Annotated in this window: 20 protein-coding genes and 1 pseudogene; 13 read left to right on the forward strand and 8 right to left on the reverse strand. The window is 72.0% G+C overall.

All coding sequences use genetic code 11. The features are described 5' to 3' along the window. Positions 1-36: 36 nt before the first annotated feature. The 4 genes from JRG78_RS03285 to JRG78_RS03300 all read left to right on the forward strand — a co-directional run bounded on the left by JRG78_RS03285 (position 37) and on the right by JRG78_RS03300 (position 5283). On the forward strand, positions 37-1167 hold the full coding sequence (locus JRG78_RS03285) for an aminotransferase class V-fold PLP-dependent enzyme (protein WP_259607611.1): 1131 nt from the start codon (positions 37-39) through the stop codon (positions 1165-1167). Between the two features lie 237 nt (positions 1168-1404). Then, positions 1405-2712, forward strand: a complete 1308-nt coding sequence (locus tag JRG78_RS03290) for a PhoH family protein (RefSeq protein ID WP_259607612.1) — start codon at positions 1405-1407, stop codon at positions 2710-2712. Positions 2713-2832: 120 nt separating this feature from the next. Further along, positions 2833-5061: a carbon starvation CstA family protein gene (locus tag JRG78_RS03295; protein WP_259607613.1), complete on the forward strand. Its 2229-nt coding sequence runs from the start codon at positions 2833-2835 to the stop codon at positions 5059-5061. Between the two features lie 3 nt (positions 5062-5064). Further along, positions 5065-5283 carry a YbdD/YjiX family protein gene (locus JRG78_RS03300; RefSeq protein ID WP_259607614.1) on the forward strand — a complete coding sequence of 73 codons (219 nt, stop codon included), beginning with the start codon at positions 5065-5067 and terminating at the stop codon, positions 5281-5283. A gap of 97 nt (positions 5284-5380) precedes the next feature. Here JRG78_RS03300 and JRG78_RS03305 read toward each other — a convergent pair whose 3' ends face one another. The 6 genes from JRG78_RS03305 to xseA all read right to left on the reverse strand — a co-directional run bounded on the left by JRG78_RS03305 (position 5381) and on the right by xseA (position 10753). Further along, a complete protein-coding gene (locus JRG78_RS03305) occupies positions 5381-6217 on the reverse strand; it encodes a type IV toxin-antitoxin system AbiEi family antitoxin domain-containing protein (protein ID WP_259607615.1) in 837 nt (278 codons plus the stop codon). Positions 6218-6433: 216 nt separating this feature from the next. Next, complete coding sequence (locus JRG78_RS03310; RefSeq protein WP_259607616.1) at positions 6434-7828, reverse strand: class II fumarate hydratase; 1395 nt, start codon at positions 7826-7828, stop codon at positions 6434-6436. Then, positions 7825-8499 (reverse strand): carbonic anhydrase, encoded by a 675-nt coding sequence (locus JRG78_RS03315; RefSeq protein WP_272653598.1) that lies wholly within the window; start codon positions 8497-8499, stop codon positions 7825-7827. Before JRG78_RS03315 ends, JRG78_RS03310 begins: the two co-directional genes overlap by 4 nt. Continuing rightward, a complete protein-coding gene (locus JRG78_RS03320) occupies positions 8496-9131 on the reverse strand; it encodes a DUF4245 domain-containing protein (protein ID WP_259607618.1) in 636 nt (211 codons plus the stop codon). The genes JRG78_RS03315 and JRG78_RS03320 overlap by 4 nt, the downstream gene beginning before the upstream one ends. Next, positions 9128-9379, reverse strand: a complete 252-nt coding sequence (locus tag JRG78_RS03325; RefSeq protein ID WP_259607619.1) for an exodeoxyribonuclease VII small subunit — start codon at positions 9377-9379, stop codon at positions 9128-9130. Before JRG78_RS03325 ends, JRG78_RS03320 begins: the two co-directional genes overlap by 4 nt. Positions 9380-9475: 96 nt before the next feature. Continuing rightward, positions 9476-10753: an exodeoxyribonuclease VII large subunit gene (xseA, locus tag JRG78_RS03330; protein WP_259607620.1), complete on the reverse strand. Its 1278-nt coding sequence runs from the start codon at positions 10751-10753 to the stop codon at positions 9476-9478. A 109-nt stretch (positions 10754-10862) separates the two neighbouring features. On the opposite strand from xseA, the gene JRG78_RS03335 reads away from it, so the two are divergent. From JRG78_RS03335 to JRG78_RS03350, 4 genes are all read left to right on the forward strand, one after another. Then, positions 10863-11903: a 4-hydroxy-3-methylbut-2-enyl diphosphate reductase gene (locus JRG78_RS03335; protein ID WP_432806444.1), complete on the forward strand. Its 1041-nt coding sequence runs from the start codon at positions 10863-10865 to the stop codon at positions 11901-11903. 73 nt (positions 11904-11976) lie between these two features. Beyond that, positions 11977-12621, forward strand: a complete 645-nt coding sequence (locus JRG78_RS03340; protein WP_272653599.1) for an IclR family transcriptional regulator — start codon at positions 11977-11979, stop codon at positions 12619-12621. Continuing rightward, a complete protein-coding gene (locus JRG78_RS03345; protein ID WP_259607623.1) occupies positions 12614-13210 on the forward strand; it encodes a DUF6264 family protein in 597 nt (198 codons plus the stop codon). Before JRG78_RS03340 ends, JRG78_RS03345 begins: the two co-directional genes overlap by 8 nt. 9 nt (positions 13211-13219) lie before the next feature. Further along, positions 13220-14560 (forward strand): hypothetical protein, encoded by a 1341-nt coding sequence (locus tag JRG78_RS03350; protein WP_259607624.1) that lies wholly within the window; start codon positions 13220-13222, stop codon positions 14558-14560. 120 nt (positions 14561-14680) lie between these two features. Here the strand turns inward: JRG78_RS03350 and fbaA are convergent, their stop codons facing one another. After that, on the reverse strand, positions 14681-15709 hold the full coding sequence (gene fbaA, locus JRG78_RS03355) for a class II fructose-bisphosphate aldolase (protein ID WP_272653600.1): 1029 nt from the start codon (positions 15707-15709) through the stop codon (positions 14681-14683). Between the two features lie 185 nt (positions 15710-15894). On the opposite strand from fbaA, the gene glpX reads away from it, so the two are divergent. Both glpX and JRG78_RS03365 read left to right on the forward strand, forming a co-directional pair. Next, positions 15895-16881 (forward strand): class II fructose-bisphosphatase, encoded by a 987-nt coding sequence (glpX, locus tag JRG78_RS03360; RefSeq protein ID WP_272653601.1) that lies wholly within the window; start codon positions 15895-15897, stop codon positions 16879-16881. Between the two features lie 157 nt (positions 16882-17038). Continuing rightward, positions 17039-17335, forward strand: a complete 297-nt coding sequence (locus JRG78_RS03365; RefSeq protein ID WP_259607627.1) for a hypothetical protein — start codon at positions 17039-17041, stop codon at positions 17333-17335. A gap of 35 nt (positions 17336-17370) precedes the next feature. Here the strand turns inward: JRG78_RS03365 and JRG78_RS03370 are convergent, their stop codons facing one another. Next, positions 17371-17964, reverse strand: coding sequence for a 3'-5' exonuclease (locus JRG78_RS03370; protein WP_259607628.1), 594 nt, complete (start codon positions 17962-17964; stop codon positions 17371-17373). 204 nt (positions 17965-18168) lie between these two features. Between JRG78_RS03370 and JRG78_RS03375 the strand changes: the two genes are divergently transcribed. The 3 genes and pseudogenes from JRG78_RS03375 to JRG78_RS03385 all read left to right on the forward strand — a co-directional run. After that, positions 18169-18915, forward strand: coding sequence for a class I SAM-dependent methyltransferase (locus JRG78_RS03375; protein ID WP_259607629.1), 747 nt, complete (start codon positions 18169-18171; stop codon positions 18913-18915). A 124-nt stretch (positions 18916-19039) separates the two neighbouring features. Then, positions 19040-20113, forward strand: a complete 1074-nt coding sequence (gene ychF / locus JRG78_RS03380) for a redox-regulated ATPase YchF (protein WP_259607630.1) — start codon at positions 19040-19042, stop codon at positions 20111-20113. A gap of 2 nt (positions 20114-20115) precedes the next feature. Then, positions 20116-20241: pseudogene (locus tag JRG78_RS03385) on the forward strand (HigA family addiction module antitoxin); the annotation flags it as partial. Positions 20242-20257: the final 16 nt, after the last annotated feature.

Genomic DNA, 20257 nt, shown 5'->3' on the forward strand with positions numbered 1-20257 from the left:
GCACCGGCGCGGCGCCGGCGATGCCAGACTTGCGTCATGACCGTCTTCGACGACTACGTCGCCTCGTTCGACGCGGAACCCGGGTACCTGAACTGGGCGGCCTTCGGTCCGCTCTCTCCCGCGGTGCGCACCGAGGCGGCCCTCGACGCCGACCTCCTCGGCGGGGTGCGCCCGTCCTCCCACGCGCTCGTCGCCGAGCGCATCGACCAGGCCCGGGCGGCCGTCGCGGAGCTCCTGGGCGCGAAGGTCGACGAGGTGACCCTGCAGCCGTCCTCCACCCACGGCCTGATGCAGGCGCTGTACGGCCTGTCCGGGGCCGTCGTCGCGGCTGCCGGCGAGTTCCCCAGCATCAGCCTCACCCTGGAGCGCGCCGCGCAGGCCTCGCGCGGCGCGCTGGTGCCGCGCTGGATCACGCCGGAGGACGGGCAGGTGACGCCGGATGCCGTCGCCGCCGTGCTCGACGACGAGGTCTCCGCGCTCGCGGTCAGCCACGTCGACTTCCGCACCGGGTACCGCGCCGACCTCGCCGCGCTGCGCGAGGTCATCGGCCCGGACCGGCTGCTCATCGTCGACGCCGTGCAGTCCTTCGGCGTGGTCGAGGACGACTACGCCGCCGCGGACGTGGTCGCCGGCCACGGGTACAAGTGGCTGCGGGCCGGCCGCGGCACCGGGTTCGCCCGGTTCTCCGACCGCGCCCGGGAGCGGATCGTCCCGGTGCTCAGTGGCATCACCGGCACCGTGGCCGAGGACATGTACGCCGGCGAGCTGCCCGGGCCGGCGGCATCCGCCCGCGCCTTCACGGTGAGCGGCCCCGACCCGCTCGCCGCCGGCCGCCTCGACACCGCCGTGCGCGAGGTGCGCGACGCCGGGGTCGCGGCCGTCCAGGACCGCATCGCCGAGCACGTCGGCGAGATCATCCGGATCGCCGACCGGCACGGCATCCGCGTCGCCTCCCCGCGCGGACGCGCATGGCGCGCCGGCATCGTGTCGCTGCTGCCCGCGGAGCCGGGCCGTCTCGCCGCCTCGCTGGCGAACGCCGGCGTCGTGGTCACCGCGCGCGGGCCTGCGGTGCGGATCTCCGCGCACGCCGGCACGGATGCGGAGACGCTGCGGATGCTGGACGAGGCGATCGCGGCATCCGGCAACGAGACGTTCATCATCGGTTAATCGAACGCGCGGCGTGTCGAGGACCGGGCACCGGCGGCGGCGGTCGTAGCGTCAAGGCATCGGGCACCGTGCCCGATCGGGTCGGCCTCAAGGATCGCGACTCGTGGCCCTGGTCGACTCGTGGCGAAGCCGGGAGACATCCCGGGTCGGGAGTGGGTCGTGACCACACGTACAGCGCACCAGTCGTCCACCCGAGGGGACGGACAGTCCCGCCGCAGGGCCGCACAGCTCGGAGCCGTGTCCGATCAGGACACGGCTCTTCGCACATATGTGCTCGACACCTCCGTCCTGCTGAGCGATCCGCAGGCCCTGTTCCGCTTCGCGGAGCACTCCATCGTGCTGCCGGTGGTGGTCATCTCCGAACTCGAGGGGAAGCGGCACGACCCCGAGCTGGGCTACTTCGCCCGGCGCGCCCTGCGGCACCTGGACGAGCTGCGCATCGAGCACGGCCGGCTCGACTTCCCGGTCGAGGTCGGCGAGGGCGGCAGCCTGCGCGTCGAACTGGGCGACGGCGACATGTCGATCCTGCCGGCCGGCATCCGCCTCGGCGACAACGACAGCCGCATCCTCGCGACAGCGCTGCACCTGGCACAGGACGGCCAGGACGTCACCATCGTGTCCAAGGACCTGCCGATGCGTGTCAAGGCCGCCTCCCTGGGCCTGCGCGCGGAGGAGTACCTCGCCGAGCAGGCCGTCGACTCCGGCTGGACCGGCATCGCCTCACTCGACCTCTCCGGGGACGAGATCAGCGACCTGTACGAGAGCGAGGTGGGACTCAGTGACGACGTGCGCGGCCTGCCGGTGAACACCGGGCTCATCATCCACTCCGAACGCGGTTCGGCCCTCGGTCGGGTGACCGGCGACGGCGAGTTCCGGCTCGTGCGCGGGGACCGCGAGGTCTTCGGCCTGCACGGCCGCTCCGCCGAGCAGCGCATCGCGATCGACCTGCTCCTCGACCCCGACGTCGGCATCGTCTCCCTCGGCGGCCGGGCGGGCACCGGCAAGTCCGCCCTGGCGCTGTGCGCGGGCCTGGAGGCGGTGCTGGAGCGTCAGCAGCAGAAGCGGATCATCGTGTTCCGCCCGCTGTTCGCGGTCGGCGGCCAGGAGCTCGGCTACCTGCCCGGCGACCAGGGCGAGAAGATGAACCCGTGGGGGCAGGCCGTGTTCGACACCCTCGGCTCCGTGGTCTCCGGCAACGTGCTCGAGGAGGTCGTCGCCCGCGGGATGCTGGAGGTGCTGCCGCTCACGCACATCCGGGGGCGCTCGCTGCACGACGCCTTCGTGATCGTCGACGAGGCGCAGTCGCTGGAGCGGAACGTGCTGCTCACGGTGCTCAGCCGGATGGGTCAGAACTCCCGCGTCGTGCTCACCCACGACGTCGGGCAGCGCGACAACCTGCGGGTGGGCCGTCACGACGGCATCGCCAGCGTGATCGAGACGCTGAAGGGGCACGAGCTGTTCGGCCACGTCACGCTGCAGCGGTCGGAGCGCTCCGCGATCGCGGCGCTGGTGACGGAGCTGCTGGAGGGCGGGGAGCTCAGCTGACGGGATCCGCCGGCGCACGGATGCCCGTGGCAGGGGCGCGGGGCGGCGACCGGATAGAGTCGTAGAGGTCCCGCCCCGGGACCGATTTCACGTGCATGATTCCAGGACGGTGGGGTGCGGATGACTGAGAAGGCTGGAACGGCGGAACGGGAACTCCCGCCCGTCGCCGTCGACGAGAAACCCCGGTGGACCCCGCTGAAGATCGCGGTCTGGGCGGCGATCGCCCTGCTCGGCGGCGTGGCCTGGACGATGCTCGCGATCGTCCGCGGCGAGACCGTGAACGCGATCTGGTTCGTGTTCGCCGCCGTGTGCACCTACCTGATCTTCTACCGGTTCTACTCGAAGTTCATCGAGAAGCACCTGGTCCGCCCGGACGACCGCCGCGCCACGCCCGCCGAGTACAGGGCCGACGGCAAGGACTACGTCGCGACCGACCGCCGCGTGCTGTTCGGGCACCACTTCGCCGCGATCGCCGGAGCCGGACCGCTGGTGGGGCCGGTGCTCGCCGCGCAGATGGGGTACCTGCCGGGCACGGTGTGGATCATCGTGGGCGTGGTGCTCGCCGGCGCCGTGCAGGACTACCTGGTGATGTTCTTCTCGATGCGCCGCGGCGGCCGCTCGCTGGGCCAGATGGCGCGCGACGAGCTCGGCCGTTTCGGCGGCGCGGCCGCCATCCTGGCCACGCTGCTCATCATGATCATCATCACCGCGATCCTCGCGCTGGTCGTGGTGAACGCGCTCGGTGAGAGCCCGTGGGGCGTGTTCTCGGTGGCGATGACCATCCCGATCGCGCTGTTCATGGGCGCGTACCTGCGCTGGATCCGGCCCGGCCGCGTCACCGAGGTGTCGCTGATCGGCTTCGTCCTCCTCATCGCTGCGATCGTCGCCGGCGGATGGGTCGGCGGCACCGAGTGGGGGCAGGCGATCTTCCACCTCGACCGGGTCACGATCGCCTGGGGCATCATCATCTACGGCTTCATCGCCGCGGTGCTGCCCGTGTGGATGCTGCTCGCCCCGCGGGACTACCTGTCCACGTTCATGAAGATCGGCGTCATCGTCGCGCTCGCGGTGGCGATCGTCTTCGTCCGCCCCGAGATCACCGTTCCGGCGTTCAGCCAGTTCGCCGGCGGGGAGACCGGGCCGGTGTGGTCGGGCCCGCTGTTCCCCTTCCTGTTCGTCACGATCGCCTGCGGAGCGCTGTCGGGCTTCCACGCCCTGATCTCCTCGGGCACGACCCCGAAGATGATCGAGAAGGAGAAGCAGACCCGTTTCATCGGCTACGGCGGGATGCTGATGGAGTCCTTCGTCGCGATCATGGCCCTCGTGGCCGCGGTCTCGATCGACCAAGGCATCTACTTCGCCATGAACTCCTCGGGGGCCGCCACGCAGGGCACGGTCGAGGGCGCCGTCGCCTGGGTGAACAGCCTCGGCATCACCGGCGTGAACCTCACCCCGGAGATGCTCACGTCGACGGCCGAGGCGGTCGGCGAGGAGTCGATCGTCTCCCGCACCGGGGGTGCACCCACGCTCGCCCTCGGGCTGGCGCACATCATGCAGCAGTGGATCGGCGGCAACGCGATGATGGCGTTCTGGTACCACTTCGCGATCATGTTCGAGGCGCTGTTCATCCTCACCGCGGTGGACGCCGGGACGCGCGTGGCGCGGTTCATGCTGCAGGACTCGATCGGCAACGTCGTGCCCCGGTTCAAGGACACATCGTGGCGGGTGGGCGCCTGGATCTGCACGGCCGTGATGGTGGCCGGCTGGGGCGCGGTGCTGCTGATGGGCGTCACCGACCCGCTGGGCGGCATCAACACGCTGTTCCCGCTGTTCGGCATCGCCAACCAGCTGCTCGCCGCCATCGCGCTCGCCGTGGTGCTCACGATCGTGGCGCGCCGCCGCACCTTCCGCACGCTCTGGGTGGTCGCGCTGCCGCTCGCCCTGGTCACGGTGGTGACCGTCACGGCGTCGCTGTTCAAGATCCTCTCGCCGGTGCCGGCGGTGGGGTACTGGGCCAACCACGCCGCGTTCCGGGACGCACTCGCTGCGGGGGAGACCTCGTTCGGCACCGCCACCTCGGTCGAGGCGATGGAGGCGGTCGTGCGGAACACGTTCATCCAGGGCACTCTCTCGATCGTGTTCCTGGTGCTCGCCGTGATCGTGATCGCAGTATCGCTGCTCCGGGTCGTGCAGGCGTTCCGAGGCCACGACGCGGTCGACCACGAAGACCCCTTCGTCCCGTCGCGCCGATACGCCCCGGCCGGGCTGATCGCCTCGCCCGAGGAGCGCGCGCTCGAGAAGGAGTGGGCGGCGCTGCCGGACGACCTGAAGCCCGTCCAGGGGCACTGAGCGATGACGGATGCCACGGCGCCGGGCCCGCGCGCGTCGCTGAAGCGCGCGTGGCGGGCCCTCGCCTGGTACGTCAACGGGCTGACCGGGCAGTCGAAGTACGCCTGCTACCTGGAGCACGAGCGCGCCGTGCATCCGGACCGCGAGCCGCTGTCGGAGCGCGAGTTCTGGCGCCGGCACTACGCGGCGCAGGACGCCGACCCCGGGGCCCGGTGCTGCTGACCCGGGACCCCGCCGAACACTCCGGGGGTCGACACGCCACGTGTCGGACGGATCCCGGGAACCGCACCCCCGGCCCGGCGTGTCGACCCCCGAAGTGTCACGCCCGGGCGGCGCTCCGCGCCAGGGCCGCCAGGATCGCGGCCTGCACGGTCGGCCAGTCGTGCACGATCTGGGCGTAGTCGAAGCGGAGCGTCTCGTAGCCCCGTGCGGATGCCGCCGCATCCCGCATGAGATCCCGATGCCGCCGGGAGGAGCCGTCGTGGTTCTCCTTGCCGTCGGCCTCGAGGATGAGCCGCCCGCCGATGACGAAGTCGACGCGTCCCACCCCGTCGATCGTGACCTGGCAGTCCACGCGGATGCCGAGCAGGTGCAGCCGCAGACGCAGCAGCGACTCGAGGCCGCTGTCCGCGTCCGGGCGGGCGGTGTCCACCAGCCAGCGGGCGGATGCCGGCAGCGCGGCACGGATGCGCAGCCGCGCAGCGGCGGAGAGCAGACGCAGGCGCCACGCCGACTCGAACGACGCGAAGAAGGACTCGTCGCCCTCGCAACGGAACAGATGCACCAGCGCGGTCTCCACGTCGACGAGGCCGAGCGCGGGCGCGCCGCGGAAGTAGTGGGAGATGCAGCAGCATCCGCCGTGCGGGTAGATGCGGCCGCGCTGTCCGACCCACACGTGCGGCGGTCCGGCATCCGACAGCACCCACACACCCAGACGCCGGAGCGCCTCGGCGCAGGTGAGCGCCCCGCCGTGCAGCGCGGCGGAGCGCTGATGCGGGTCGAGACCGGGGACGGCGAACAGCCCAGGACGCAGCCGTTCGATCTCGCCGGCGCGCACGGCCTGCGCCAGGCGGGGACGGCTGATCCCGTAGCCCTGCAACTGGACGCCGCGCGCGAGACCGCCGAGCCGGGTGAGGAGCAGGAGCGGGTCGAACATCCCGACAGCATCCGACGTCGGCGGCCCCGCCAGCACCCGCAAGCCCGTGGCCTGTGGACAAGCCGGCGGATTCGCCGACGGTGGAGGACGAACGTCCGCGCACAGAACGGGGGTCGACACGCCGGATGACGGACGGATACGGCGATCCGTTCCGAAATCCGGCGTGTCGACCCCCGAAGTGTCAGGCGGGCGTCAGGCGGCGACCGCGGCGCGGGCTCAGCCCGGGTGCGTCATCGACAGCAGGTCGAGCTTCTCGTCCAGCTGCTCCAGGGTGATCTCCCCGCGCTCGACGTAGCCGAGGTCGATCACGGCGTCGCGCACCGTGATGCCCTTGGCCACCGAGTGCTTCGCGATCTTCGCGGCGGCCTCATAGCCGATGACCTTGTTCAGCGGGGTCACGATCGACGGGCTCATGCCGGCAAAAGCGGCGGCGCGCTCGACGTTCGCCTCCAGGCCGTCGATCGTCTTGTCGGCCAGCACGCGCACGGCGTTCGAGAGCAGGCGGATCGACTCCAGCAGGGCGGTGCCCATCACCGGGATGGCGACGTTGAGCTCGAAGGAGCCGGATGCCCCGGCCCACGCCACGGTCGCGTCGTTGCCGATCACGCGGGCGCACACCATGAGCACCGCCTCGGGCACGACCGGGTTGACCTTGCCGGGCATGATCGAGGAACCGGGCTGCAGGTCGGGGATGTGCAGCTCGCCGAGACCGGTGTTCGGCCCGGAGCCCATCCAGCGCAGGTCGTTGTTGATCTTGGTGAGCGAGACCGCGATGGTTCGCAGGGCGCCGGATGCCTCGACGAGGCCGTCCCGGTTGGCCTGGGCCTCGAAGTGGTCCTTCGCCTCGGTGATCGGCAGCTCCGTCTCGGCGGCGAGCAGGGCGATGACCTTCTGCGGGAAGCCGAGCGGGGTGTTGATGCCGGTGCCGACGGCCGTGCCGCCCAGCGGCACCTCGGCGACGCGGGGGAGGGCCGCCTGCACGCGCTCGATGCCGAGGCGGATCTGGCGGGCATAGCCGCCGAACTCCTGGCCGAGGGTGACCGGGGTGGCGTCCATGAGGTGGGTGCGGCCGGACTTGACGACGTCCTTCCACAGCTCCGCCTTCGCCTCGAGAGCCACGGCGAGGTGGTCCAGGGCCGGGATCAGCGTGTCGATCAGCGCCTGGGTGACGGCGATGTGCACCGAGGTCGGGAACACGTCGTTCGAGGACTGCGAGGCGTTGACGTGGTCGTTCGGGTGGACCTTGTCGCCGAGGATGCGGGAGGCGAGGGTCGCCAGCACCTCGTTCATGTTCATGTTCGAGGAGGTGCCCGAGCCGGTCTGGTAGGTGTCCACCGGGAACTCGCCGTCGTGCTTGCCGGCGGCGACCTCGTCGGCGGCCTGCGCGATGGCGTCCGCGATGCGGGCGTCCAGGGTGCCGAGCTCCTTGTTCGCCAGGGCGGCGGCCTTCTTGATCCGCGCGAGCGCGGCGATCTGCGCCGGCTCGAGGCCCTTGCCCGAGATCGGGAAGTTCTCCACGGCGCGCTGCGTCTGGGCCCCGTACAGGGCGTCGGCGGGCACGCGCACCTCGCCCATGGTGTCGTGCTCGATGCGGTACTCGATATCGGTCATGCCGATCCTTCCTCGGATGCGGGGATGTTCCCCTCGGTGTCGATGCCCACCGTGACGACGGGCACCGCGGTGCCCTCGGCGAGACGGTAGTTGGCGCCCACGATGCCCAGCCGGCCCTCCTCGACGGCGGCGCTGATCAGCTCGGAGGACTGCAGCAGGTGCTGCACGGTGTTGCGCAGGTGCTCCTTGCCGACCAGCTCGGCGTCGATCTCGGCGACCGTCGTGCCGCCCTTCTCGGCGAGCACCTTGCGCGCCGCGGGCACGATCGGGGCGATGAGCTTCCAGATGTGCGGCGGGAGCGGCGCCGCGTCGATCGCGGTGCCGTCGATCGCGGCGCGCACCGCGCCGCAGGAGTCGTGTGCGAGCACCACGATCAGCGGCACGCGCAGCACCTCGACCGCGTACTCCAGGCTCGCGACGATCGACTCGCCGAGCACCTGGCCGGCGTTGCGGACGACGAACAGGTCGCCCAATCCCTTGTCGAAGATGATCTCCGCGGCGAGGCGCGAGTCCGCGCAGCCGAACAGCGCGGCCATGGGTGTCTGGCCCTGGGCCAGCTCGTGGCGCTTCTCGACGTCCTGGTGCGGATGCTCGGGCTGCCCGGCGACGAAACGGCGGTTGCCGTCGAGCATGTCCTGCCAGGCCTGCGCGGGGGTGAGGGTGACGGTCATTCGGCCTCCGAGAGGGTGCGGATCTGCGGGGACAGGCTCTCGGCCAGCTCGGCGGTGGCCTCCGGGCTGAGCGATCCGTAGAGGAGCACGTAGTCGGGACCGGCCTGGGTGCCGAGAGCGTAGGAGACGTTGGCGTTGCGGGAAGGGTCGGCGACCTCGTACACGTCCCACTCGCGGCCGTCGATGGTGACGGCATCCGTCGGCGCGACGCCGGAGAGCACCTGCGGGGCCCACCGGGCATCCGCGTCGAAGGCCTGCGCGACGTGCACGAACCCGCGCTTCGCGGGCACCATCACGATGTCCCACACGACGGTGGCGCCGCTGTCGAGCTCGGCCGCGTTCACGCGCCAGCCGTCGGCGACCTCGGGCACGAGCACCTCGCGGTCCATGGTGCTCTCCACGTCCGCGGCGACCGCGGACAGGTCGATGGCGGGACGGGGCGCGGGCTCGCCGCGCGGGACGGCGAAGACGATCACCGCGACGACGCCGACCGTGACGATCAGCGCGGCGATCAGGTTGCGGAAGGTCTGGCTGGAGCGGTACACCTGGCTGGCCTCGGCCTTGCGCGCGGCGGTCTCATCCGGGGTCTCCGGGCGGCCCAGCTCGGCGACGATCCGCGGGGCACGGCTCATCCCCGCTCCTCCCGGCCGTCGTCGCCGGATGCTGCGGCACGGGCGGCGTCCAGCCGGCGCTTCGCGCCGAGCAGCCACTCCTCGCAGCGGGCGGCCAGCGCCTCACCCCGCTCCCACAGGGCGAGGGACTGCTCCAGGGTCGGGGCGCCCTGCTCCAGTTCGGCGACGACGCGGACCAGCTCGTCGCGCGCGTCCTCGAACGACAGGGATTCCACCGGGGTGTCGTTGGGCGCGGTCACGGCTTCCATCCTACGCGGCGGCGCCGCAGCCCCTCGCCCCGGGCTGCCTCCCGAGCATCGGCATCGTGCATCGATGCGTCGCCGGCATGCCCGACCGATGGCGGGTCAGCCCGCCTCGGGGATCTCGCCCTCCGAGCGCGCGGCGATCGAGCCGCGGTCGACCGTGATCGTCAGGGCGGTGCCGGCCGGGGCATCCGATGCGTCGCGCAGGATGACGCCGCCCTCGAGATGCGCGATGGCGTAGCCGCGGGCGAGGGTCGCCGCGGGAGAGAGGGCGCGCAGCGAGGCGCGCAGCTCGGCGGTGGCGCGCTGGGCGTCGTCGACCCGGCGGGTGACCGTGTCGCGGCCGCGGGCGGAGAGCAGCCAGATCTCCTGGGCGCGGCCGTCGACGATGTGCTCGGGGGAGCGCAGCACCGGACGCGAGCGCAGCTGCTCGAGCTGGGCGATGTCGTGCGACACCCGCTGCTGCAGCCGGGTGGTGGCGCGGGCCCGCAGCTGGGCGATGAGCGCCCGCTGCTCGCCGACGTCGGGGACGACGCGCTTGGCGGCATCCGTCGGCGTCGAGGCGCGCAGATCGGCGACGTCGTCGAGGAGCGGGTGGTCGTTCTCGTGCCCGATGGCGCTGACGATCGGGGTGGATGCCGCGGCGACGGCCCGGATCAGACGCTCGTCGCTGAAGCCGAGCAGCGTCTGCGGGTCGCCGCCGCCGCGGGCGATGATGATGACGTCGACGTCCGGGTCGGCGTCCAGCCGCGCGAGGGCGGCGAGCGTCTCCGGCACGCAGCGGTCGCCCTGCACCGCCGCGTACTCGGTGCGGAAGCGCACCTGCGGCCAGCGCAGCTCGGCGTTGCGGTGCACGTCCTTCTCGGCATCCGACCGTTCGCCGGTGATGAGCCCGATGCAGTGCGGCAGGAACGGCAGCGGCTTCTTGCGGGCCGCGTCGAACAGGCCCTCCTGGCGCAGCTGCGCGCGCAGGCGCTCCAGGCGCTCGAGCTGGTCGCCGATCCCGACGTGCTTCATCGCGGACACCGCGAAGCCGAAGTCCCCCGACTTCACGAAGTAGTCGGCCTTCACCGCCGCGACGACGTGATCGCCCACGCCGAGGTCGTTCGGGATGCGGGGGCGCACGCTCGACCAGATCCGGATGGAGATCTGGGCGTCGGAACGGGTGTCCTTGAGTCGGGCGAAGATGTTCCCGGCCCGCACGTTCCATGAGGTGATCTCGCCCTCGACCCACACGGTGCCCCACTGCGCCACGAAGTCGCGGATCGTCGCGTTCAGCCGCGCCACGGATGTCGGCGCGTCGGGCCGGGAGTCGCGCGGGGCGACGGCATCCGCGGGCGGCGCCTGGCCGGGCACGGCGGCGGCTTCGAAGACGGGCATGCCTCCATTCTCCCCGGTGCCGGCGGATGCCGTCTCCCGGGCTTCGGACAGGTGCCGCCGGTAGACTTCGAGGGTGACCTCCACCGCCGTCTCCCTCCCCGTCCCGCAGGTGCCGGGGCGCCGTCGTGCCGCCGAGCGCGCCCGCCTCGAGGACCGCCCGGTCGACGGTCGCAAGCGCGTGCTGCTGGCCGCCCCGCGCGGCTACTGCGCCGGGGTCGACCGCGCGGTCGTGGCGGTCGAGAAGGCGCTGGAGCGCTACGGCGCCCCCGTGTACGTGCGCAAGCAGATCGTGCACAACATCCACGTCGTCACCGAGCTCGAGGCGAAGGGCGCGATCTTCGTCGACGAGGTCGACGAGGTTCCCGAGGGCGCCCACGTCGTCTTCAGCGCGCACGGGGTCTCCCCGGACGTGGTGAACGCGGCCGCCGAGCGGGGCCTGCACGCCATCGACGCCACCTGCCCGCTGGTGACCAAGGTGCACCGCGAGGCCGTCCGCTTCGCCCGCGACGACTACGAGATCCTCCTCATCGGGCACGACGGCCACGAGGAGGTCGAGGGCACCGCCGGCGAGGCGCCCGATCACGTCACGATCGTGAACTCGCCCGAGGAGGCCGACACCGTGCAGGTGAAGGACCCCTCCAAGGTGGTGTGGCTCTCGCAGACGACGCTCTCGGTGGACGAGACGATGGAGACCGTGAACCGCCTCCGGACGCGGTTCCCCGAGCTGCACAACCCGCCGTCGGACGACATCTGCTATGCCACGCAGAACCGCCAGGTCGCGATCAAGAAGGTGGCCGCCGACGCCGACCTCGTCATCGTCGTCGGCTCTGCGAACTCCTCGAACAGCGTGCGGCTGGTCGAGGTCGCGCTCGAGTACGGCGCCAAGGCGGCGTACCGGGTGGACTACGCCGACGAGGTCCAGCAGGAGTGGCTGGACGGCGTGCGCACCGTCGGTGTCACCAGCGGCGCCTCGGTGCCCGAGGTGCTGGTGCAGGAGGTGCTGGCGGCGCTCGCCGAGGCGGGCTACGGCGAGGTCGAGGAGGTGCGCACCGCGGAGGAGGACCTGATGTTCTCGCTGCCGAAGGAGCTGCGCCAGGACGCCTCCGGCCAGCGCGACGGGCGCGCGCTCGGCGGCCGGACCGGCCGCTGACGGGCGCCCCGACGCCGCCGACACACGCCCGTCCACAGGGCCGGCGAGGGCTAGGATCGTCGCCGGAGGGACGATGACGGCTCCCGAGCGGGAACAGACGCTGATCGGATCGGTGCAGCGCGCCCTGTCGCTCGTCGACATCGTCGCGCGGGCCGCCCGGCCGGTGCCCGTGAAGGCGCTCGCCGCGGCATCCGGTCTCACCTCGGGCACGACGTACAACCTCGTGCGCACCCTGGTGCACGAGGGGTATCTCGCGAACGAGCCGGACGGAGTGATCCTGGGGCCGCGCTTTCACGGATTCCTCACGCCGAACGACAGCAGCGGCGTCTTCCTCGCCCTCGTGCGGGAGGCGCTCAACGCGGCCAGCGACATCGTCGGCGCGAGCGCCTACTTCGCGCGGTACGGGGATGGTGAGATCCACCTGATCGACATCGTGGACGCGCCGCGCAGCCCGCGCACCGAGCTGTGGGTCGGCATGCAAGCCAGCGCGCATGCCACGGCCCTGGGCAAGCAGATCCTCGCCGAGCTGCCGCCGTCGGAGGTGCGCGACTACCTGGCCCGAAATCCGCTGCGCCCCAGTCGAGTCCCCACTCACTGGGGTCGCCGTGTGCGTGGGGGCGTGGACCGGCGAGGACCGGACCGGCGGGGACCAGCCCCGCGGGGATCGCGCGGCCGGGGGTCGGCCCTGCCGGCGTCGTTACCATGGACGGATGACTGACGACCGCCCCCGCTACGGCGAGTACGCGAGCCCCGAGGAGCAGCGCGCGCGGGCGGGCCTGCCGCCGTTGCCGCCGCAGGGCGCCGCCGGCCCGGCCGGGCAGGATGCCGCGACAGGGCTTCCCGGGTCTGCCGGGCATCCGAGTCCCGCGTCTCCCGGGCATCCGTCGTCCTGGTCGGTACCGCCCGACGACCCCGCCGCCCCGGCCAGGACCGGTCGCGGCGCCGACCGCGTCCTCACGCTCGCCCTCCTGGCCCTCGGGCTGCTGAACGTGCTCTCGTCCATCCCGGGCTTCCTGGATCTCGCGACCACGATGGACCGCACCCTGGAGATCCTCGGCCTCCCGGGGGAGTTCACCTCCTACGCCGCCGCCCGGCTCTGGGGAGCGATCGCGACGGTCGTCCTCCTCGGCGGATACGCCGCGACGGTGTGGCTGGCTCTGCGGCGGCTGCGCGCGCGGCGGCTCGCCTGGTGGGTGCCGCTCGCCGGTTTCGCGGTCACGATGGTGCTCGTCTCGGTGTGCCTGTCCATGCCGATGTTCGGGGATCCGGCGTTCCTGCAGGGTCTCGGCGCACCGTCCGCCGGGTAGCCTCGAAGGATGAAGGCTCCGCAGCTCGCGTTCCAGGTCCACCACGCCGTCGTCACCGCCGGCGACGGAGCGGATGCCCGGGAGCGGGTGCTCGCGGTGCTCCGCCAGCACCGCATCCTGGCCGCACTCCGCGGGGGCGGACGGTCCGGCCCGGAGGCCGCGGTGCTGCTGCCGGTGACGCAGGACGGCGCGGTGCTCGCGCTCGCCGCGGACGACCGGCTCAGTTTCGGGATCACGGTCGCCGACCTGCGGGCCGGGTTCGCCGCGGAGGGGCTGGCCCTCGCGCTCGGCGAGAGCGCGGATGCGGATCCTGTGCCCGGCGGCGATGAGGGGACGGATGCTGCGCACGTCGACGGCGCCACCGAGGGCCTCACCGACGACGCCACCGAGGACCTCACGGAGGTGCTCGCCGACGACGGGCAGCGCGACGAGGATCTTCTCGCCGACGACGCGGCAACGGCCCAGTTCGCGCAGGAGCACGGCGCTTCGGCGGAGCCCGTGCGGGTCGCGGAGTTCTCGCATCGTGGACCCTGGGCCGCGCGTCTCACGGCGCAGATCCTCGGCGTCGATGTCGAGTACCTCGAGGACGGCGACTGGTCGCTCTACCGCTACCGCACCGACCGGCCGCACGGCGTGATCACGGGCGCCGGCGCGGACGGTCTGGTGGTGGAGCTGAACCTGCCGGTGCACGGCGAGGCCTGGGTGGAGGTGACCGTCCCGGCCGGCGAGACCGCGTTCTTCTGGCCGAACGCGGAGCGCGAGACCCGGCCGACGCTGGACGTCGAGGCGATCGCGGTCCCCGAGATCGCCGAGCTGTACCGGCGGATGCTGACCGAGGCCGATGGCCTGGAGGACGAGATCGCGCTGCTCGGGCGGGATGTGGACGCCGAAGCGGTGCGCCGCGCCTGCATCCCCGAGTCTCTCGGCGGAGTCGCCGGGGAGCGGGAACGGCTGACCGCGTTCCTGACGGCGTTCGGAGTGCCGCCGTCCCTCGCCGCCGCGGCGCTGCCGGACGCGGACTCGCTCCCGGCACCGGGCGACGAGGCGCCGTCGGCAGCCGCGACCCGCCGATTCGCGCCGCAGGGCTGGCCCGCCGTGATCGGCGGGATCCTCGTCGGCGGCCTGAGCGAGACCGTTCCGCTCACCGCGCGGAGCCACCCGGTCGCACGGCTCGCGCGTGCGCTGGAGCGCCGACCGCAGCTCGCCGCGGCGGCGAGCACCGCCGAGATCGCGGCCGGCGTCGCACTGCTGCGCGGACGGTCGGGTCTCGCCCGCGTGATCGGTGCTCTGGCAGTGCTGGACGGCCTGGCCGACCTCGGCCTCCTCGCCCTGCGCATCCGCCGGCGCTGACTGCGGAGCCGGCCCGCGGCCGCGTCGCTCGTCGTCACGCGGTCCCGGCACCCCCGGAGACGACGAAGCCCCCGTCCGGCCGCGACGAGCGCGGCAGCGGACGGGGGCTCCGTGCGGATGTCAGCTCTGCGACTGGCCGTACGAGCCCAGCTGGCGGGTGGACTCGACCACGCGAGCCGCCATCGCCGACTCGGCGATCTTGCCCCAGGCGCGCGGGTCGTACTGCTTCTTGTTGCCGACCTCGCCGTCGACCTTCAGCACGCCGTCGTAGTTCTGGAACATGTAACCGGCGATCGAGCGGGTGAACGCGTACTGCGTGTCGGTATCGATGTTCATCTTGATGACGCCGTTGGCGACCGCCAGCGCGATCTCCTCGTCGGTGGAGCCGGAGCCGCCGTGGAAGACGAGGTCGAGGGGCTTCGGGCCGGTGCCGTACTTCTCGGCGACCTGGGCCTGGATCTCGCCCAACAGCTCCGGACGCAGCTTCACGTTGCCGGGCTTGTACACGCCGTGCACGTTGCCGAAGGTGAGGGCGGCGATGTAGCGGCCGTTCTCCCCGAGACCCAGCGCCTGCACGGCCTGGTCGACGTCGGCGAAGGTGGTGTAGAGGGCCTCGTTGGAGCCCTCGTGCTTGATGCCGTCCTCCTCGCCGCCGACGACGCCGATCTCGACCTCGAGGATCGCGTTGATGTTCTTCATCCGGGGGAGCAGGCTCTTGGCGATCTCGATGTTCTCGTCGAGCGGCACCGCCGACCCGTCCCACATGTGCGACTGGAAGATCGGGTTGCGCCCGGCCTTGACCTCTTCCTCGGAGGCCGCGATGAGCGGCTCGACGAAGCCGCCGAGCGCGTCCTTCGGGCAGTGGTCGGTGTGCAGCGCGACCGTGATCGGGTACGACTTGGCGACCTCGTGGACGTAGCGGGCGAAGGCGAGGGCGCCGGTCGCCCGGGCCTTGACGGTGTGGCCGGCGAAGTAGTCGGCCCCGCCCGTGGTGACCTGGAGGATGCCGTCCGATCCGGCCTCGGTGAGGCCCTGGAGCACCGCGTTGATGGTCTGCGAGCTGGAGACGTTGATGGCCGGGTACGCGAAGCCGCCGGCCTTCGCGCGGTCGAGCATGTCGGCGTACTGTTCCGGGGTGGCAACGGGCATGGATTCTCCTGCGGTCGGGGGAGGGATGTCCTTCCACACTCTAGTGGCGAGGGGGACGGATGCCGGGGGCTGTGTCGCCGGTCACCACCACCGGCCTTCGTCGATGTTAAGAACGTGGAATTCTTCATGCTCTGAACGGCGAGAATCGCGGGGTCGCGTGCGCCGGGCTGGCTAGGCTGGGCGGCATGGTGAGTCTCACAGGCGATCTCAGCGCCCTCCGCCCCGACCGCAACCTCGCACTCGAGCTCGTGCGCGCCACTGAGGCGGCGGCGATCCGCGCGGTGCCGTTCATCGGCCGCGGCGACAAGGAGGCGGCGGACGGCGCGGCCGTGGACGCCATGCGCGCCTTCCTGGGCACCGTGCACTTCCAGGGCCGGGTCGTGATCGGCGAGGGCGAGAAGGACAACGCGCCGATGCTGTTCAACGGCGAGGTGGTCGGCACCGGCCGCGGGCCGGAGTGCGACATCGCGGTGGACCCGATCGACGGCACCTCGCTCACCGCAGCGGGACGCCAGAACGCGCTCTCCGTGATCGCGGTGTCCGACCGCGGCACCATGCTGGACGCGTCCAGCGTCTTCTACATGTACAAGCTGGTCACCGGCCCGGCCGGGGTCGGCGTGGTGGACATCCGCCTGCCCATCGGGGAGAACATCCGGCGCCTCGCCAAGGCGCTCGGCAAGCCGGTGGACGAGATCGTCGTGTCGGTGCTGAACCGTCCCCGTCACGAGAAGCTGATCGAGGAGATCCGCGAGGCCGGGGCGGGCACCCGCCTGATGAGCGACGGCGATGTCGCCGGCGGCATCAACGCGGCCCGGCACGGCGCCCGCACCGACATGTGCGTCGGCATCGGCGGCAGCCCCGAGGGCATCGTCACGGCCTGCGCCATCAAGGCCCTCGGCGGGCACATCCAGGGGCGGCTGTGGCCGCGCGACGACGAGGAGCGCCAGCGCGGCATCGACGCCGGCCTCGACGTCGACAAGGTGTACGAGGCGGACGACCTCGTCAAGGGCAACAACACGATCTTCGTCGCTACCGGCGTCACCGACGGCCAGCTGGTCGCCGGCGTCCGCCGGGAGGGCGGTTACCTCTACACCGAGAGCGTGGTGCTGCGCGGGGCATCCGGCACCCTGCGCCGGATCGCGTCGGAGCACCTCGTCTCCAAGTGGCTCTGAGCTGAAGGTCCGGCGAAGCCGGACGCGCTGGACGCGGATCGTCACCGAACCGGTATCCGGCGACCACCGCGGCATCCGGGCATTCCCAGCGGATGCTGGCACAATGTTCCTCGGCCGGTGCGCGTGCATCGGGACAGGCCAGGAACAGGAGATCGCGATGACCTCGCCGGACGAGTCGCCCGCTGGGGCGCCGCGCGTGCAGCACGTGACCACCAAGACCGGCCGCATCGTGCGGGTGACGGAGGCGCAGGCGGCGGCCGTGGCGGCGCAGACCGCGAAGACGCCGACCGGCTCGACGAAGATCATCATCGACCCCGCGCGCCGCACCGACGTGCTCTTCCGCGTCCGCCGCGACGAGGGTCACGAGATCAGCTCGTGGTGGATGATCGGCGCGTTCCTGGTCACCTCGGGGATCGTCATCGCCCTGCTGTCCTGGGTGCCCGGCACGGCCTGACCAGCAACAGGGCCTGACCGGGAACAGGCCGAGCCTCAGGCGACGGCGGCCTCCGCAGCCGCGAGCAGCGGCTCGGTGAGCGCGACGCCCGCCGCGGTGGCGAGCGCGTCCACGTCGTTCGCGCCGAACCGGCGGGCCGCGTCGATGACGATGTGCGCGCAGGCGCGGGCATCCGCGAGCGCGTCGTGGTGGGGGAAGGCGCCGAACCCGGCCGCCTCGGCCGCCTTCGGCAGCCGGTACGACTCGAGCCGGTAGGTCTTGCGGGCCAGTGCGAGCGAGCAGAGGGAGCGGTAGGGCGGGGCATCCGTCCCCGTCGCCTCGCAGGCGCGGCGCAGCACGTTCAGGTCGAAGCCGGCGTTGTGCGCGACCAGGACGTCCGCGCCGGCGAAGGCGCACAGGCGGTCGAGCTGCTGCGACCAGCCCGGTGCGGACGCGACGTCCTGCGGGCGGATGCCGTGGATCCGGACGTTCCACTCGTTGAACTCGTCGTGCCCGGCGGGCGGGCGGATGAGCCACCCGGTGGTCGCGACCACCTCGCCGCCGCGCACCCGCACCATGCCGACCGCGCAGGCGGATGCCGGGCTGGAGTTCGCGGTCTCGAAGTCGATCGCAGTGAAATCCAGGGGCACCTCTCCACCCTCGCGGCCGTCCGCCGTCGCTGCCGTCAGGCGCGCCGTCGAACGCGCGATCCGGGCCTCGGGCCCACCGCGTCGCACCGCCGGACGCTGAGCCTGTCGAAGCGTCCCGTGGATCCGGACGCTGAGCCTGTCGTAGCGTCGGTCCGTCGCACCGACGCTGAGCCCGCCGAAGCGTCATCCGGGTACCGTGACGGTATGAGCAGTGAGCGAGCGACCTCGTTCGGCGCCGCGGCGTCGAGCTACGAAACCGGACGGCCGGAGTACCCCGCCGACGCCGTCGCCTGGATGCTGGCGGAGCTCCCGGCAGGATCACGGCGCATCGCCGACGTCGGCGCGGGCACCGGCAAGCTCACGCGCGCCCTGCGGGCGGTGCTCGACGACGCCGAGGTGGTCGCGATCGATCCGGATGCCGCGATGCTCGCCGTCCTCCAGGATGTGGCGCCGGGGATCCCCACCTTCCTCGGCACGGCGGAGTCGCTGCCGCTGCCGGACGCGTCCGTGGACGCCGTCGTGCTCGGCCAGGCCTGGCACTGGGTGGAGCCGGAGGCCGCATCGCGCGAGATCGGCCGGGTGGTGCGGCCCGGCGGCACCCTCGGACTGATCTGGAACGTGCGCGATGAGCGCGTCGACTGGGTGCGGCGGCTCACCGGCATCATGCACGGCAGCCCGGCCGAGGAGATGATCGCCGGCGACGGGCCCACCGTGGCCGCCCCGTTCGCGGCGCCCGAGTCCCGGACGTGGGAGTGGCGGCGGCCGATCACCCGGCCGCGGCTGCACGACATGGCCGGCTCGCGCAGTTATGTCATCACCGCATCGGATGCCGAGAAGCAGCGCATCCGCCGTGACATGGACGCCCTGTTCGACGACCTCGGACTCCGCGACGGGCAGACGATCGAGCTGCCCTACCTGACGAAGGCGTTCCGCGCGCGGCGCGCCGGCTGACCGCGAACGCCCGCATCCCCCTCGCGTCACGCGTCGCCCATCGTCGTCGAGTCGCCAGGACAGGAAGCGGATGCGGGCATCCGTCGGGTCGGCGCGCAGCATCCCGCCGGTAGACTCGACGCCCGTGGCTCTTACTATCGGGATCGTCGGCCTGCCCAACGTCGGCAAGTCCACCCTCTTCAACGCACTCACCAAGAACGACGTGCTCGCGGCGAACTATCCGTTCGCGACGATCGAGCCCAACGTGGGCGTGGTGAACCTGCCCGACCCGCGGCTGAACACGCTCGCCGAGATCTTCGGCAGCGAGCGCATCGTGCCCGCCACCGTGTCGTTCGTCGACATCGCCGGCATCGTGCGCGGCGCCAGCGAGGGGGAGGGGCTCGGCAACCAGTTCCTCGCCAACATCCGTGAGGCGGATGCCATCGCGCAGGTGGTCCGGGGTTTTGCCGACGACGACGTGGTGCACGTCGAGGGTGCGATCGACCCGAAGGGCGACCTGGAGACGATCAACGCCGAGCTCATGCTCGCCGACCTGCAGACCCTCGAGAAGGCGATCGTGCGCCTCGAGAAGGAGGTGCGCGGCAAGAAGACCGACCCGTCCGTGCTGGAGGCGGCCAAGGCCGCGCAGGACGCGCTCGAGCGCGGGCAGCTGCTGTCCACGAGCGGCATCGATCTGGTGCCGATCAAGGAGCTCGGCCTGCTCACCGCCAAGCCGTTCATCTTCGTGTTCAACGTGGACGAGCAGGTGTTGACGGATGCTGCCCGCAAGGCGGAGCTCGCCGCGCTCGTCGCGCCGGCGCAGGCGGTGTTCCTGGACGCGAAGATCGAGTCGGAGCTGATCGACCTCGACCCGGAGGACGCCGCCGAGCTGCTCGCCTCGACCGGCCAGGAGGAGTCCGGCCTCGACCAGCTCGCCCGCGTCGGCTTCGACACCCTCGGGCTGCAGACCTACCTCACGGCGGGCCCGAAGGAGGCGCGGGCCTGGACGATCGGGAAGGGCTGGAAGGCACCGCAGGCGGCGGGCGTCATCCACACCGACTTCGAGAAGGGCTTCATCAAGGCGGAGGTGATCTCCTTCGACGACCTGGTCGCCGCCGGCTCCGTGGCCGAGGCCCGCGCGCGCGGCAAGGCGCGCCTGGAGGGCAAGGATTACGTGATGCAGGACGGCGACGTGGTGGAGTTCCGGTTCAACGTATAGCGTTATTGACGCCATTCGGTACGTCCGAGGAGTTCTGGATGAACCTGCAGTCCAACTACGAGCTGCGTCTTGAGCGGCGGGCTCTGCGTGACACGGTGGCCGAGATCACGCCACTGAAGGTCGCGTGAGCGGGCCTGAACGCCG

Source organism: Microbacterium sp. EF45047 (genome assembly GCF_028472845.1).
Lineage (GTDB): Bacteria > Actinomycetota > Actinomycetes > Actinomycetales > Microbacteriaceae > Microbacterium > Microbacterium neungamense.